Genomic DNA, 14,801 nt, shown 5'->3' with positions numbered 1-14,801 from the left:
ATAGATTTCAATTCCAATCTCTATCCCTGAGGCATGGCAAAGTCTTCTCCTTTCCGTTCATAATTGGGACAAAAACAAACAAACGTGGAACAACCCTTAAGTAAACGCTTTCTTTTACAACTAAAAAATTATTCGCTTTAATAGATTTTCTGTATCATTCCCAGCGATGAAATTTTATCAAAGCGACCTAAAGCATATATATTTTTGTTTTCCAGTACTATGCCTTGATGATTAAAAAGTTTTAAAATCTGTTTTCCTAACTCCATGGTATGGGTCCTAAAAGTGCAAAACAAGACAACTTTCTCTCAACAGTTGTCTTGTCTAGTTTTGTTATATTTATATAGTTGTCGATTAAACTCGATATTCTCAGGGTGGTAATCTTGTTTACCAGAAATATAAATCGCTCCCCTTGAGCTTGAACATAGCCTCTATGAAGAAATAGTCACCGTAAATGATGGAATGATGATGAGTGGCTGCATGATATGAGGCAGAGCCGTTCTTAAGGATACAGTCACAGCTAGTCGTCCAGTCGACATGTAGCGCCTGCAGCAGTTTTATCGCTGCTCGCAAATATATATCTTTCTCATGCAACCCGACCACTTTGGCAATCTCGATCAGACCACAGGCGGCAATGGCTGCAGCCGTCGAATCCTCAAGCGCCGGTTCTTTGGGCTGTCTGAAATCGACTGGAATAACCCCATTTTCAGGTATATTGGCGATAAAATAATGGGCAACCCTCTTGGCCGTATTCAGATACTCTTCCTTTTGCGTATGGTTATAGCTCATCATGAACCCGTACAATGCCCAGCTTTGCCCCCGCGTCCATGAAGATCCTTCCTCGTACCCCTGTCCGCCATAGCTTTTTACCACTCCGCCTACAAATGGATCCAATTCAACGATATGGTTGACGGACCCATCTGCTCTCACAAAAGCATTCATGGTCATGTCCGCATGCTTCACAGCAATCTGCCGAAAACGAGGATCGCCGGTTTCTTCGGAAGCCCAGTACAAGAGCGGAATGTTCAACATGCAGTCAATGATGGCCCAGCCTCTGGTATCTTCGCCTTCTAGGTCGTTCCAGGCCCGGATGAATTCCCCTGCCGGATTATAGCGACCTGCAAGTAGGTTTGCCGCGTGCATTGCCCGTTTGCGGGAAACTGGATTTTGGGTGAGTTTAAAGTTAGCCACACTCGTGGGGAGCCACATGAAGCCTACATCATGATGCAGACCATAATAATTATGAAAGCAGGCATCCAGTTTCTGCTCAGAGATTTCAGCAACGTCCTTGTATTTCGGATTGCCTGTTGCATGATACATCTGCCACAGCATTCCCCCCCAGAATCCGTTGGTCCACCAATTTATTCCATCCGCTTCCGTATGGGTAGGATTGCAGACCGATCGGTCATCATGTTCACCATCGATTGTTGTATACGGGATTTTGTTTCTTGATTTTTCGCTGAGCCACTCCATCTTAGCGATGATTTGGTCTATGATCTCGTTAACCCAAACGGTTGTGCTATCTAAAGTAAGCATAAATTTCATCCCTTCTTTATTCTCTAATGTGAAGACAACCCCAGCCTGTCACGAAAATAACCAAACATGGGCTTAACCATTAATGCAAATGGGCGTAACCCTCTATTTCTCTTTCTGCGGAGAAGTATGGTCTACAAGACTTTCCAGAGGAAGATATTCAAAATAGTCAAACCAGGCCTCCTTGCTCTGCCTATCCAGATCTTGGACACAGATTCCGACAAAAGCTCCTGTAAATCCGAGTTTGCCTCCATATTCGTCTGACAGTGTGCCAAAGTCCTGTGGATTACATACGGCAGTCCACTCCTGCCCGTCAGGAGATGCATAGAATATCAAATCCCGTCCATGAATTACGGCTTTCAAATAGTATTGCTTCCAATCTACTACTGAAAGCTGCATTGTCGAAATCTCATCATATTTGCCTGCCTTAGATAGGATTACACCTAGCGTAACTCCCCGGATTTCGTCGCCAGTCACTCGTAAATAGTAGTAATCTCCATCATCGTAGTAGCAAACCAAACCGGCCATTTCATAAAAGCTTTCCGGCTTAAATTCCATGCAGGTCTCCACCGAGCAATGGAAATGCTGGATTGGGCGGGCAACCATGCTTTGATCATGTAAAGACGCAAGCGATTCTCTTCCGCGTAAGCGCAAGAATCCGGGTCTGTCGGTCAGGCTAACCCATGAGGGATCGAATGGGACACGCAGACTTTGATACACAAGGCCAATGTCCTCCCTGTCAAAGTGGTCTCTAGGTTCTTCTGCTGGAAAAGGATGGCTTGGTAGGTTCGGAGCTTCTGTCTCCAGAGCCGGTAATTTGCCGCCATGGCTCAGACGTAGCCAGCCATCTTCGGTCCATATACACTTCTGAATCGCTGTTTCCCTGCCGAGCGGATTCATTATAGAAGTGCCAGAAAAAGGCCTGGTACACAGATGGGCCATATACCATTCCCCGAGCTGCGTTTCGACCAGTGTCCCATGACCCGCCTGCTGCAATGGGTATGTTGGATCGTGCGCCGTGGTCATGAGCGGAAAATGGGGGTCAGTTTCATAAGGTCCGGTCAGATTGCGGCTGCGCGCAAGAGTTACCATGTGCTGGACCCCCGTTCCGCCCTCTGCGGTTAATAAATAATAGAACTCTCCCCGTTTATACAGCTGGGGTCCTTCTGTAACGCCTACTGGCGTGCCCTTATAAATTTCGTGTATTGGTCCAATCAGGGATTGAGACTTTGCATCATATTCCTGCATGATAATACCTGAAAAGTTGTTGTGATTTTTTCTGAAGTCCCAACGCATATTGAGCAGCCACTTGCGTCCGTCATCGTCATGGAACAGAAATGGATCAAAACCGCTGCCATTCAGTCTTACCGGTTGGCTCCAAGGACCCTCAATGCTTTTCGAACAAATGATATAGTTATGCAGGTCCTTATACACTCTGCTGCGCGATTTTACATCCGTAAATAACAAATAAAATAAACCATCATCATAGGAAATTGCAGGCGCCCAGATTGATCCGGATGCGACATTGCCTCTTAAATTAACTTGAGAGGATTCTGTAAGAGCTCTGGCTGTCAGCCTCCAATGAATCAAGTCCCGAGAATGGTGGATTTCCACACCAGGAAACCACTCAAAAGTAGAAGTAGCCATATAGTAGTCATCCCCGACTCGGATCAGAGAGGGGTCAGGATGAAAGCCAACCAGAACAGGGTTAACAATTTTGTTCATGTCTAAGGAGAACCTCCTGTAGAGTAATTTGTTAAATGGAAGGAAGAAGGATTTTTCATCCTTTTGTGGCCCCTGACGAAATTCCTTTAATGAAGAACTTTTGCATAAAAACGAATGCAATAAGCACAGGAACAACGGACAAGGCGGTTCCGGCGAAAATCATATCCCATCTTGACGAAAACTCCCCGATATATCGATAAATTTCTACAACCATCGTTTTGGGTTCACCGGATGGAAGTACTAGCATTGGCAAGAGAAAATCGTTCCAGATGCCAAGCCCGTTCAATACGACCATACTAGCCGTAACCGGACCTAACAACGGAAATACAATTCTCCAGAAAATAGTGTACCTGCTACAGCCGTCAATCTCTGCTGCTTCTTCAATTTCCTTAGGAATCCCTTTTACAAAGCTTGTGTAGAGCAAACATCCGAAGCCCACAGCGCCTGCGATATAAATAAAAATCGGTCCTGCTAGACTTCCGTAAAGGCCAAGGATTTTAAGCTCTTTGAATAACGGAATCATGTAAGCCTGAAAAGGAATCATCATCCCGGCAAGAAAATAAAGGAACACGAAATGGGTCCATTTGGCGTTTCTCCTTTCAATCGCATACCCTGCCATCGGAATAATCAAGATTTGCATAACGATTGAAACAACGGTCAAGATCAAACTATTGACAATTGCTTTTGGGAACTCAGTCTCAGTCAACAAATATTTGAAATTGCCTAGATACAGTGAGGTCGGAAATGACAGAGCATCGCGCATAATTTCACCATTGCTTTTGAAGGCAGACATTAGGTTAAATAGAATCGGAAAAAAGAATACGACCGCTACTAGCAGAGTAACCACGAACAGGATCACTTCGCCTATTTTTTGGCGTGCTTGCATGCTCATATCAATACTGCACCTCCCTTTTTCGGAGAATTTTCACTTGAATAACGGTAATGATCAATATAATGACAAACAATACCATAGCAAGCGCAGTGCCGAAGCCCTGTCTCAATTCGCCAAAGCCTACCTTATAAATAATGTAGGTCAACGTTTCAGTCGCAAAGCCGGGTCCCCCATCCGTCATAACAGCAATTTGATCAAATATTTTTAGTGCACTGATCATGGAAAGCACCATACATACGGTCATAGAGCCAGCAAGCAGCGGAAAGGTAATATAACGGAACTGCTGCCAGCCATTCGCTCCATCAATGCTTGCGGCTTCGGACAGGTCTGCTGGGATTCCCTGTAGCCCTGCCAGATAGATGATCATGTAATAACCAGCACCTTTCCAGACCGTGGACAGAATGATGGACAGCATTGCGTATTTGGGGTCTCCCAACCAATCGACAGTCCAGCCTCCAAGTCCGACTGCATCTAGGATTTTATTTACAACGCCAAAATTATAATTAAGGATCATCGCCCATACGAAGCCCATAACGATCCCGCTAAGCAAAGTGGGAAAGTAAAAAATACTGCGAAATAAATTTTTGAACCACCTTATCCTATCAACCATCAGGGCCATGGCAATCGCCGCTATGTTTTCCAGAATGACTAGACTTATGGTCATGATGAGTGTGTTCTTAAGCGCATTATGAACCCGGGGACTATTCCATATCTCAACAAAATTTGCGAAGCCAATAAATCGGATATCCTTGCTTATTCCATTCCAAGAGGTAAAGCTGAGATAAACACTGCCAAGGGTAGGAACGATAACAAACAAGGTGTACAGTATCAATGATGGAAGTATAAATATTATGGCAAAGGGGTGCTGCTTTTTCTTTTTTAGGTGAGCTGTCGCTGTAGCAATGCGCCCTCCTGTTGATGCTGTGGGTGCTCTCATACAATCCATTCCTTCCTATAAAGAGGAACCACTTAGGAGCTGATTCCTCCAAAGGTTTTATTTCACATCGAATTCGCCTTCACCTGATTGTCATATTCTGTGTCCACCTGCTGCATATAAGTCTTGACATCTCCGTCGTTCACGACCATCTCCTGCAGCTTTTTGTAGAACCAGTTGCGGAACTGAGGCTGTATCAAGTTTTCTCCCCACCAGTTATTAATAGCCAAAGACTTTGTAACATTCGGGTCGTTCATCAGATCAAGAGCCACCTGCATGGCTTCCCCGGTCTTATACTTGACTTTCTCTTTCGTAGACGGAATTCCGTTAATGCTCGCAAGATACTGCGAATATTGCTCTGGCTCGAAGAAAAAACGAATAAATTTTTTGATCGCTTCTGTTTTCTCAGGGTCCTTGGCTACTTCAGCGGACAAGGACCATCCGGCAGGCGATGGAAGCCCTATAATATTCACTTTGCCGTTGCGGTCAGGCACCGCATAGAAGCCGTATTCAAAGTTCGGGTCAGCTTCTTCGATTTGTGAAAACATCCAGGTCCCAGAGTATAGTTGAGCGGCTTTGCCTGTAATCAGAAAGGAAGCCGTTTGATTGTCAGGAGTACTAAGCCAACCTTTATCCACATAATTTTTGAACAGTTCTTTATAATCCGTCATCGCCTGTACGACATTTTCATCCGTAAAGCTGACTTTCTTGGCTGTTTTCTTGGAATTCCAGTTTGGATCTTTTGAATACACATCATCAATAAGAAACTTGTTTACCCAAAATCCCATATGAAAAATGTCTTTTCCACCAACCACAAGCGGAGTCATTCCGGAAGCCTTCAATTTTTCTTGGATGGCAATGAACTCGTCATACGTTTTAGGAAGCTCAGTGATCCCTGCATCCGCATATGCTTTTTTGCTGTAAATAATGCCTTGGGGTGCATTCATTGATAAAGGTGCATTCCACACTTTACCTTCTACTGCCGGAGGTGAATCTAGCAACTGCACTAAGTCTGAAGGCAGCTCAACGATTTTGCCCGCATCAGCAAAAACTTCTGTATCCCGCATCTCTACCAGATCAGGAAACTCGCCAACCGCATCCTTCGTTTTCAGCCAATCGAGGTAGGAGCTGCTGGAGTTTTCACTGTAATCCTTTACTTTAATATCAGGATTGGCCTTCATGAATCTTTGGATGGTATCGGCTATCGCTTTTTTGGCAGCCGGATCTCCTGAGGCATATCCAATGGTAAAGCTCACTTTCTCTCCCTCATGATCAGACCTCGTTCCATTCGTATCGCTGTTGCTTCCACCACAAGCCCCCAAGAACATGGTCGTTGTAAGCACTAGTGCACTTAACGTAAATTTTGCCTTTTTCAGCATAGCTACTGAAACCCCCTCTTTAATGTAATAAAAGCTGTTGAAAGCGGCTGCGTCATAAGTAAGCGCTTTCGTTATTTAGAATAACATTGGCTGGTTTTTACTTGTATGAACTTTTTTAAGCCTCATATGGGGGGAATTTAAGAATGAAAAAAGAACGGACGAGTCATCCGCTCTTGATGCAGGCTTTACTTTTCAGGGATAGGAAAACAGAGCAGCACAGACGTTCCAATATTTTCATGACTGCTTACGGATAGCCCATATTGTTCTCCGTACATGGAACGTACTCGCTCGTGAACATTTTTTAAACCAACGGATCTGCTGAGAGCATCAGGCTTATTCAGGATTTCAGTTATACGCGCCAAAGTCGCTTTATCCATGCCTACACCATCATCGTAAATCGTTATCGCCAGATTTGTTTCCCTCTTTTCCACAGTGATCGCGACAGTACCTCTTTTCTTCATTCGTAGCCCGTGCTGGATTGCGTTTTCTACGATTGGCTGCAAGGATAATTTTAAGATCGGCCAATCCATTTGAACATCCTGAGAAATATCACAGCGGAGTGTATATCTGTTCTCATAACGGACCGAAATAATATAGAAATAATCATGCAGGTGTTCAAGCTCTCTGGATAGAATTACACGGTCTTCACCGTAATCAATGACGTATTTCAATTGATTGGCCAAGGAGTGAATCATATCAGCGACCTCATCAGCCTCCTTATCCACTGCATTCATCCGTATAACTTCTAAAGTATTGTAGAGATAATGAGGTCTGATTTGGCTTTTTAGTGCATTCAGCTCAGTCTGTTTCTGCTTGATTTGAGCCACATAGGCCTCATCAATGTGTGCTTGAAGACGTTCGACCATCCGGTTAAAGCCTTGGGTCAATCTGCCCATTTCATCGTTGCTGTTCACTGGGAGGTTCATGTCCAATTTTCCAGATTCCACGACAGCCATTTGCTGTATCAGATTTTGGATGGGCGAAGCGAGACGGCGGGAGAACCAGGTACCCATAATAATCAGCACTAACGAGCAGATCAGAATCGCAATATACACGGTAGCCCTCGCGGAAAAAAGCTGATCAAACAACCCCTCGCGATGAATGCCAGCAATCAGCCTACCGTTTAGAAAGGGGATTTCCTCCTGCAACACAAGCATTTCATTTTTATTAGAATTCAATAATAATTTTTCATTCAACCTGGCATCTAAATGACCGAAGTAAATATCATCCTTGCCATCGATCAGTACCAGTTCATCTTGGTCTCCAAGGTAAAGCTCACTTAAAAACCGATTAAACATAGACTTATCGATATCCAGAAACAGCGTACCCACCACTTTATGTTCATGCTTGAGAGAGCCTGAAGTATCGATCAAATTTCGCGCTATAGTGAAAACGTCACGCCTTGCACCGGGAAAATATTGGTCCTGATGAGTTGGGAAGATAGCCACCTTCGAAGGCTGGCTGCTCATTTTCTCTCTCCACTGACGGAAAGGGAGGAATTCGCTTCTAAGCCCCCTATTCTCCCTTTCTTGGTAATAGATTTTCTCGTCGGCTTCCCGCACAAAATAAGCGCCTGTAATATAAGGGTCGCTATATAGTACGGTTTTCAAAAATGAGTCGATAGGAGTTGAATTAATCTGCTCTAGTTCATTGACATTATAGGTTTGGTTCCGACGTATATTTTCTGATAACCCCTCATAACGAACGTTATACATAAGCTTCGAAATATCATTGTACTGCTGGAAGGCAGAATTAATATTGTAGCTCATGTACATCACCATTTGCTGTAAGTTGCTGGTTGTATATCGCTCCACATAGCCTGAGAAAATCTGAACGGAAAAGAAACTAAGTGCGAATAAAGGAATAAGCCCAACCAAAATAAAAGAAGCAGAGAATTTAACGAATATACTTTTAGGTATCGGTATCCATGAACGCATGAAGGAGCACCTACTTCATTATGATTGTGGTTGGCGGAAGGATTGCCGATACTCTTGCGGCACCTTGCCGAACTTTTTTTTGAACATATCGCTGAAATGCCTCACATTGTTATATCCTACTTGCTCGGCAATTTCGTACACCATCAGATCACTCTCTATAAGCAGCTTGAGGGCATGTTTCATTCGCACCTCAGTGACGTGGTTTTTAAAATTTTGGCCGGTATGCTTCTTGAAAAAGCTGCTGAAATAGTAAGAGTTCATATAAAAAAGAGCAGCCATAGACTCCAGCGTTATATTGCTTGCATAATGCTCTTCGATATAGGTCTTAATCTTGATAAGTAATGCACTTTCTTTTCCTGTCAGCTTGCTTGCAAGCTGCTGCAGCATTTCCGATAAAATCTCCTCAACAACATGAGCAACATCGGCGTAGGAAGGACAAGGCGTCAATCTTTCCAGTAGGGCTCCTTGCTTGCTACTAATGTATTCCATTCCTCCCCCGATCTCTGTAAGTTCCTGATTGATGGTCAAGATAGAGTTGTAAACCCCCGAAATGGCCAAGTTCTTATTCTCCCCGGTTTGAATCCTGATCTGCTCAAGTAACTGCTCTATCAGTAGTTGAAGCTGTTCCTTCTGCTGGTTAATCAGCGCTTTGACCAAATCAGATTGAAGCTCTGTAATGGTTCTATTCTCTGGCTGGACCCTTGTGAGCTCGTCTCCATACCGAATGACTTGATTCATTCCTATAAAATAATTTATTTTAAGCGCTTTCAAAGCAGAGCGATAGGATTTCGCTGTTTCTTCAATGCTCGTTATACTGAGCCCTATGCCGCACGAAACGCTCAGTTTTAAATAGCTGTTAATTTTATGGTGAAGGTCAGTGGCCAGTTGTAGGGGGTATTCTCTCTGTTCATGTTGGATTAGAATTGCAAAGCCCCCTTCTTTCTGAACCAGCAATCCGTTGCCCGCGTTCAGTTCCTGATCTAATGTCTCTCTAATGATATTGGATAAGGCAAAGTTTACTAGATTGCGTTCCCGCTCCTCCCACTGTGAGCTGTTGGTATTCTCATCAATCTCCAGCACACACACGGTAGTCAATCGGCTTATCGCTATGGCTCCCATTTGCGTGAGTGCGCTGAGTGTCTTTTGTTCCCCATCCAACAACCCGTCAAGCAGCTGTTCTATTGTTGTCGAGCGATTCTTTTTTTCGTAATAAGTCAACATCTCTTTATTGCGCTCGCCGTTGGATTCTTCCCGGAGAATTGAGGCTGCCTTTGCTATTACCTTTTCGAGCTGATTTTTATTTATAGGTTTAACCAGATAATCCAGCGCTCCTAATTGAATAGCTTGACGGGCATAGACAAATTCTTGAAAAGCGCTGATAAAAATAACTTTGGCATGGAATCCTTGTTCATTCAATTCTGAAATAATATCAATGCCGCTTCCACCTGGCATGCTAATATCGCTGATAATGAGGTGAGGTTCATGTATACGTATTAGATCGCGGAGTTCTTTCCCATCATTAGCTTCACCAACAATGGTAATCCCAAGCTCTTTCCAGGAAATCAGTTTTTTTAAGCCGCGTAATATGACAGGTTCATCGTCTGCAAGCAATAATTTAATAGTTTTCATGAATAAGTCCTCCTTGCTTGAGCTTATTACTTGTTTGTATGTTCTTAAGCCCTATTTTTGTTTCATAAAATATCATGCGAATGGAAACATATAAATGAACTTATTGCATCTTTATGTGTGGTTTTTTTAACCAATTGTTTGAATATGCTGGCCTCTACTCCAGTTGTGGACTTCAGCCAATAGTTGCATGTGTTGTTGGAATTCACTAGTTTTTCTGCATATTTCTCTAAAAAAAACAGCATACCTCTCCTTCTCCATTCTGCTATTGTGTTTCTTGAATAAACAGCAAAGGAGGAGATTTTCTGAACAGAATGTATAAACTATACCAAATGAGTATGTGGAGACGAATGACAGCCCTTTTTTCTGCCCTAATTTTTGCCGCCATATGTATACCTTGGTCGCCAGCATCTGCTTCGTTGTCTACAATGGAACTGCCGAAGGCAACCGATGCTGTAGAAATTATGGAAACAACCAACAACGGATTTCTGCATCCCGGGATCGGAGTAACCAAGGACATTCTTGAAAACATGCGGGCACAAATTATGGCGAAGCAGGAACCCTGGTATTCGTATTATAAGGCCATGTTGGTATCGTCAACCACCTCAAAGTCGATTACATCAAGCAACCAAAATCCTATGGAACCAACGAAACCGGCCAGTGATGCTTTTAACAGCCAGAGTTTTAACTCGCGATTTATATCCGATGGTTTGAAAGCGTATACACAAGCACTGCTATATTACATTTCAGGCGATGAAATCTACCGGGCTAATGCTATGCGCATTATTCGCATTTGGTCCCAAATGGACCCTGCGAAATACACCTATTTCACCGATGCTCACATTCATACTGGGATTCCGCTGAACCGGATGGTAACAGCCGCAGAGATATTGCGGTACTCCAGTTGCAAGACTGAATCCTTGAGGTGGACGGACCAGGATACGGCCAATTTCAGCAACAATCTCATTATTCCGGTTACGGAAACGTTTCTTCACGATAACAATCATTTCATGAACCAACACACTTATCCCCTGCTGGGAGCTATGGCAGGATATATTTTTACAGACAACACCGATAGATATGAAGAGGCTGTAGAATGGTTTACTGTGAACAAAACGGCAACAGATCAAGGAATTAACGGCTCAATTAAACAACTATTTCGTCTAGTTGACACCAATTCTGTAACGGGAGAGAAACTGGATAAACCGGTCATCCAGCACGTGGAAATGGGCAGGGACCAGGCTCATGGCGCGGGAGACATTACAAATGCAGCGATTATTTCCCGAATGCTTCTTGCCCAAGGCACAAAAATAGATCCGGTAAAAGGCACGGTCTCAAATGCTCCGAATGCGGTGGATATTTTTGGTTTTCTGGATCACCGAATTCTGACGGCAGCCAATTATTTTTGGCAATACATGTTGGGATATGATACCCCTTGGACCCCAGTGGTTTATACCATGGATGCGAATGGTAACCCAATGGGCATCTATAGGACGATATCCGATTTTTATAGAGGTAGAATGAACACCGCCCAGTTTTGGGACATATACTACTATTATACTTACAGCAAAGGAGTCAATCTCTCAGAGAAGGCGCCATACTTTTATGAAGCGTTTAGAAAACGTATCCCACCAAATTATTATTACAAAGGTACACTATCCAAAGCATGGGAGAGTCCAGACGGAGGCGGTGATTTCTGGTTGTATATTCCTCCGGCAGCCGTTTTGGAGGGGTCAAATAATGTCCCGAAGGAAATGACAAGTGATGCTGTAGTAGAAATTGAAGACCGATACACGGCTCTTGACAGCCGTTCGACAACCAAGCAGGAAGGTACAATTTCCTATGTGGAAATTACAGCAACGGACGAGGGCAGCACTATTGTACCTTTGAATCTTTCCTTCGGTCAGCGAACCTCCACCAAACTCATCGGCTTGAAAATCAGGACCCAAGGAATCGCAACTCTTGAACTAAGTAAAAAAAAAAACTCTGTTCCTTTCCATACGATTTCGCTGCCGGATACAAAAGGACAATGGAGATATGTCACCTTTGATATGTCCATCGACAGAGTTTCATATGCTCAGATGGATGAAAACTATAGTCTTATGTATATGAAGGTAAAGGGAAACGGTGCCCAGGTAGACCTGGATCACTTCCATGTCCTGGCGGGTAGCCAGTTGTCCGTTCCAGCGTTTGACTCCGGTTCATCCACACTGAACCTATTTACGTATACAGGCGGAACGATCAACGCAGATTTTTCGGCTACGGATTCGAGCGCTTCAGGTATCATTACCTATGAAATGGCAGATGGGCCTAAGGGTGCCATCTTGGATGCCCACACCGGCGCCTTCACTTGGACTCCTACGCAAATCGGAACAAGTTCTTTTACCATCGTGGCCAGCGTCGGGACCTCATTAGCTACGAAACATGTAAAAATTGAGGTGACAGCTGACCGACCATCTGCTGTTACTGCAGCTACCACCGGATATAATTCGGCTGAGAATTATGTGTCAGCCTCCCTTGCGACTTACACAAATGCATATACAGACGTTATCAATCATATTGCAACGGATACAGATGCAGCGTTTTATGCCAAATTGCAAACCGTTCGTGAGGCAGTAGAAGGATTAGAGCTTCTAAATATCACTTTGCCGGATGGAAGCCTCAACTTTGTGAAGATGCTATCTACGTCTTCCTTCGGCAATTATTTATCAAGTCTCACGGATCATAATGACAACAGTTATGTCGCTTACGGATTGGCTTCGAATCAGTACCATACCCTTGACTTTGGAAGTAAGTTTAAAATCAATGCGCATGTTTTCGAGGTCCAAGGTAGAAGAAGCTTTCCCGAGCGGATCTCCGGTCTTGCCGTGTTTGGCTCGAATGATGAGAAGAATTGGACCCGTTTGACGGATCAGCTCACTGTACGAACCGAAGAAAAGCAACGGCTTTACGTGAGGGATGAGTATAAAAACACCCCTTTCCGCTTTTTCAAGCTGGCGATAATCGAGCCGCAAAGTACGATGTTTGAGATCAGTGAATTGCGAATTTACGGTCAACGTCATGAATTTTAAGTAAAGTGCCCCACACCAAACAAACAATCCTCTACCTATTTGGTAGAGGATTGATGCTTTCTTACGCTTCCTATTATGTATCTGTGCGCACATCATCCCAATCCTGTCCCATGTAACCAGTGAGCCATTTTAGCACACGATGACGTTCATACACTACACCATCATCCAGATTTCCAGGGGCTGGCTGTTTATGAATGCGGCTATCCACACACATCCAGTCGTAACGACAGATTAAATCGGCTTCATCTAAAATTTCCTTGCTACTGCGCAGCCTTGAGCTTGACAGAAAAGCCTCAAATGAGTCAAATTGCTGTAACTTTGAAACAGACAATGGCACGTCGCAAATACCAGTTGGGTCACCTAGCTTCTCAAGATGGCCCAAAGCCCATAACAGAGTCCAAAAGCCTTCATAACGCCAGGAGAACTGGACACCCTCTGACTCATCGTCATACTCATTGGATAGGAACCTCTTCTCTTCTGGTGAAAAGAAACAGTCCGCGCCATACTGATCAGTCACTTGATTTATCATTCGATTCGTATCATCCATGCTTTCGCCCGCACCGATACACTCGCCTTTCAGGGCTACAATACACAAAGCAACGGCACGGCCAGCCACTTCCTTAAGGGAACGGATGCTGTCTGCGGCTTCATCTCCTAGCCTTCCTGGGATCGGCGGCATTTGCGTAAAGCCTTGATCGAGCAATATCTTTTCTGACTGCAGCTTTCGCTCCATCCCGGATTCGCTAATTTGATCCTCTCCGTACAAATAACTAACATGAGCAGTCACTGTATAATCTTCCACTTCCGAACGTCCATTCACATCTAGTAGCAGACTTCCGTCAGGTGCAAGCAAATCACCGCCACCCCGGAACATCAGTCCATCCAGCGAATTTATGATATCAAGTAATTCGGCAAAAAAGGCTTCAGATATATCCTCCTCAGTCTCCACACCAATCACCATATTCAGCGTACTCATTTTGATCAACAGCTTTTGCTGCAACTGTTCGTTTTCAGCAGGAATTTGACTAAAAAAGTTTATCATTCCGTTAAGCATGGAGGCAAACTCCTCCGGATTCGTTTTGCTGGTCATTATGTTAAATCCTTTGATCTTTCTACTAAACCAGCCCCGGCTTTTGACCTCAAACTTAGTTTTGCTTTCATTCACGTGTATCTTGTTGTTGGGATAAATCGACTTTAATAGTCTCTCAACCTGATCCAGATCGAAGGTTGAGCTGTAAAGCGCACAATTTCTCATGATGACCTCCTTATGAAAATACTACGAATAGCCGATGTTTGTTATGGGCACGATTCAACTAACTCTGCAAAATTCGATGCAGTAATGCCTCTCCCTCATTCTCAAACCTTCGGTGTTCCTTCAGAAATTCAGGAACATCTTGCAACCGGGAAGGTCTGTACCCAGGACCGCCACACCCACAGGAATGGTAAGAGTATCCGTTTCGATACAGAAGCTCTACCTTTTTCCACTGCTTGATATCCGTTTGCTTCGGGGCCTGAAAATCATGACCCATGTCATGCATGGGCGTCTGGCATTGCGGACAGACATGAACAAGCCGCTCATATTCATCCTTTGGCATCTCAAAGCGGGATGTTTGCTTATACACCTTCCTACAAGTAAAGCAGGCAAAGATATCTTTGTATGGACCGTACATTGCATATCTACACATATTTTCACCCTCTTCAAAAATT

The 14,801-nt window shown here is 43.9% G+C and carries 10 protein-coding genes; 1 reads left to right on the top strand and 9 read right to left on the bottom strand.

Annotated elements, in window-relative coordinates:
- Positions 1 to 384 precede the first annotated feature (384 nt).
- The 7 genes from ACXHJ1_RS19345 to ACXHJ1_RS19315 all read right to left on the bottom strand — a co-directional run bounded on the left by ACXHJ1_RS19345 (position 385) and on the right by ACXHJ1_RS19315 (position 10,026).
- A complete protein-coding gene (locus ACXHJ1_RS19345; protein WP_457905059.1) occupies positions 385 to 1,533 on the bottom strand; it encodes a glycoside hydrolase family 88 protein in 1,149 nt (382 codons plus the stop codon).
- Between the two features lie 102 nt (positions 1,534 to 1,635).
- Positions 1,636 to 3,255, bottom strand: a complete 1,620-nt coding sequence (locus ACXHJ1_RS19340) for a glycoside hydrolase family 43 protein (RefSeq protein WP_457905058.1) — start codon at positions 3,253 to 3,255, stop codon at positions 1,636 to 1,638.
- 55 nt (positions 3,256 to 3,310) lie between these two features.
- The gene (locus ACXHJ1_RS19335) at positions 3,311 to 4,147 is read right to left on the bottom strand and encodes a carbohydrate ABC transporter permease (protein ID WP_016820843.1); all 837 of its coding nucleotides are present in this window, start codon (positions 4,145 to 4,147) and stop codon (positions 3,311 to 3,313) included.
- Position 4,148: 1 nt separating this feature from the next.
- A complete protein-coding gene (locus tag ACXHJ1_RS19330) occupies positions 4,149 to 5,084 on the bottom strand; it encodes a carbohydrate ABC transporter permease (protein WP_457905057.1) in 936 nt (311 codons plus the stop codon).
- A gap of 62 nt (positions 5,085 to 5,146) precedes the next feature.
- Positions 5,147 to 6,460: an ABC transporter substrate-binding protein gene (locus ACXHJ1_RS19325; protein WP_457905056.1), complete on the bottom strand. Its 1,314-nt coding sequence runs from the start codon at positions 6,458 to 6,460 to the stop codon at positions 5,147 to 5,149.
- 185 nt (positions 6,461 to 6,645) lie between these two features.
- Complete coding sequence (locus ACXHJ1_RS19320; RefSeq protein WP_090890628.1) at positions 6,646 to 8,397, bottom strand: cache domain-containing sensor histidine kinase; 1,752 nt, start codon at positions 8,395 to 8,397, stop codon at positions 6,646 to 6,648.
- Positions 8,398 to 8,415: 18 nt separating this feature from the next.
- Entirely contained in the window at positions 8,416 to 10,026 is a 1,611-nt protein-coding gene (locus tag ACXHJ1_RS19315) for a response regulator (protein WP_340864826.1), read from the bottom strand.
- A 311-nt stretch (positions 10,027 to 10,337) separates the two neighbouring features.
- Here ACXHJ1_RS19315 and ACXHJ1_RS19310 point away from each other — a divergent pair, with 311 nt between their 5' ends.
- Positions 10,338 to 13,094: an Ig domain-containing protein gene (locus tag ACXHJ1_RS19310; protein WP_457905055.1), complete on the top strand. Its 2,757-nt coding sequence runs from the start codon at positions 10,338 to 10,340 to the stop codon at positions 13,092 to 13,094.
- Positions 13,095 to 13,167: 73 nt separating this feature from the next.
- Here ACXHJ1_RS19310 and ACXHJ1_RS19305 read toward each other — a convergent pair whose 3' ends face one another.
- Together ACXHJ1_RS19305 and ACXHJ1_RS19300 are read right to left on the bottom strand one after the other, a co-directional pair.
- Positions 13,168 to 14,349, bottom strand: coding sequence for a DUF4272 domain-containing protein (locus tag ACXHJ1_RS19305; protein WP_031461506.1), 1,182 nt, complete (start codon positions 14,347 to 14,349; stop codon positions 13,168 to 13,170).
- A gap of 58 nt (positions 14,350 to 14,407) precedes the next feature.
- Positions 14,408 to 14,779: a hypothetical protein gene (locus tag ACXHJ1_RS19300; RefSeq protein WP_025364944.1), complete on the bottom strand. Its 372-nt coding sequence runs from the start codon at positions 14,777 to 14,779 to the stop codon at positions 14,408 to 14,410.
- Between the last annotated feature and the right edge of the window lie 22 nt (positions 14,780 to 14,801).

It is taken from the genome of Paenibacillus sp. ALE2, assembly GCF_054113385.1.
This window is presented reverse-complemented; position numbering and strand designations above follow the sequence as displayed.

Coding starts and splice junctions, on each gene's coding strand:
- ACXHJ1_RS19310 (WP_457905055.1), top strand. CDS start 10,338: ATGTATAAACTATACCAAATGAGTATGTGGAGACGAATGACAGCCCTT.
- ACXHJ1_RS19345 (WP_457905059.1), bottom strand. CDS start 1,533: ATGCTTACTTTAGATAGCACAACCGTTTGGGTTAACGAGATCATAGAC.
- ACXHJ1_RS19340 (WP_457905058.1), bottom strand. CDS start 3,255: ATGAACAAAATTGTTAACCCTGTTCTGGTTGGCTTTCATCCTGACCCC.
- ACXHJ1_RS19320 (WP_090890628.1), bottom strand. CDS start 8,397: ATGCGTTCATGGATACCGATACCTAAAAGTATATTCGTTAAATTCTCT.
- ACXHJ1_RS19325 (WP_457905056.1), bottom strand. CDS start 6,460: ATGCTGAAAAAGGCAAAATTTACGTTAAGTGCACTAGTGCTTACAACG.
- ACXHJ1_RS19305 (WP_031461506.1), bottom strand. CDS start 14,349: ATGAGAAATTGTGCGCTTTACAGCTCAACCTTCGATCTGGATCAGGTT.
- ACXHJ1_RS19330 (WP_457905057.1), bottom strand. CDS start 5,084: ATGAGAGCACCCACAGCATCAACAGGAGGGCGCATTGCTACAGCGACA.
- ACXHJ1_RS19315 (WP_340864826.1), bottom strand. CDS start 10,026: ATGAAAACTATTAAATTATTGCTTGCAGACGATGAACCTGTCATATTA.
- ACXHJ1_RS19335 (WP_016820843.1), bottom strand. CDS start 4,147: ATGAGCATGCAAGCACGCCAAAAAATAGGCGAAGTGATCCTGTTCGTG.
- ACXHJ1_RS19300 (WP_025364944.1), bottom strand. CDS start 14,779: ATGTGTAGATATGCAATGTACGGTCCATACAAAGATATCTTTGCCTGC.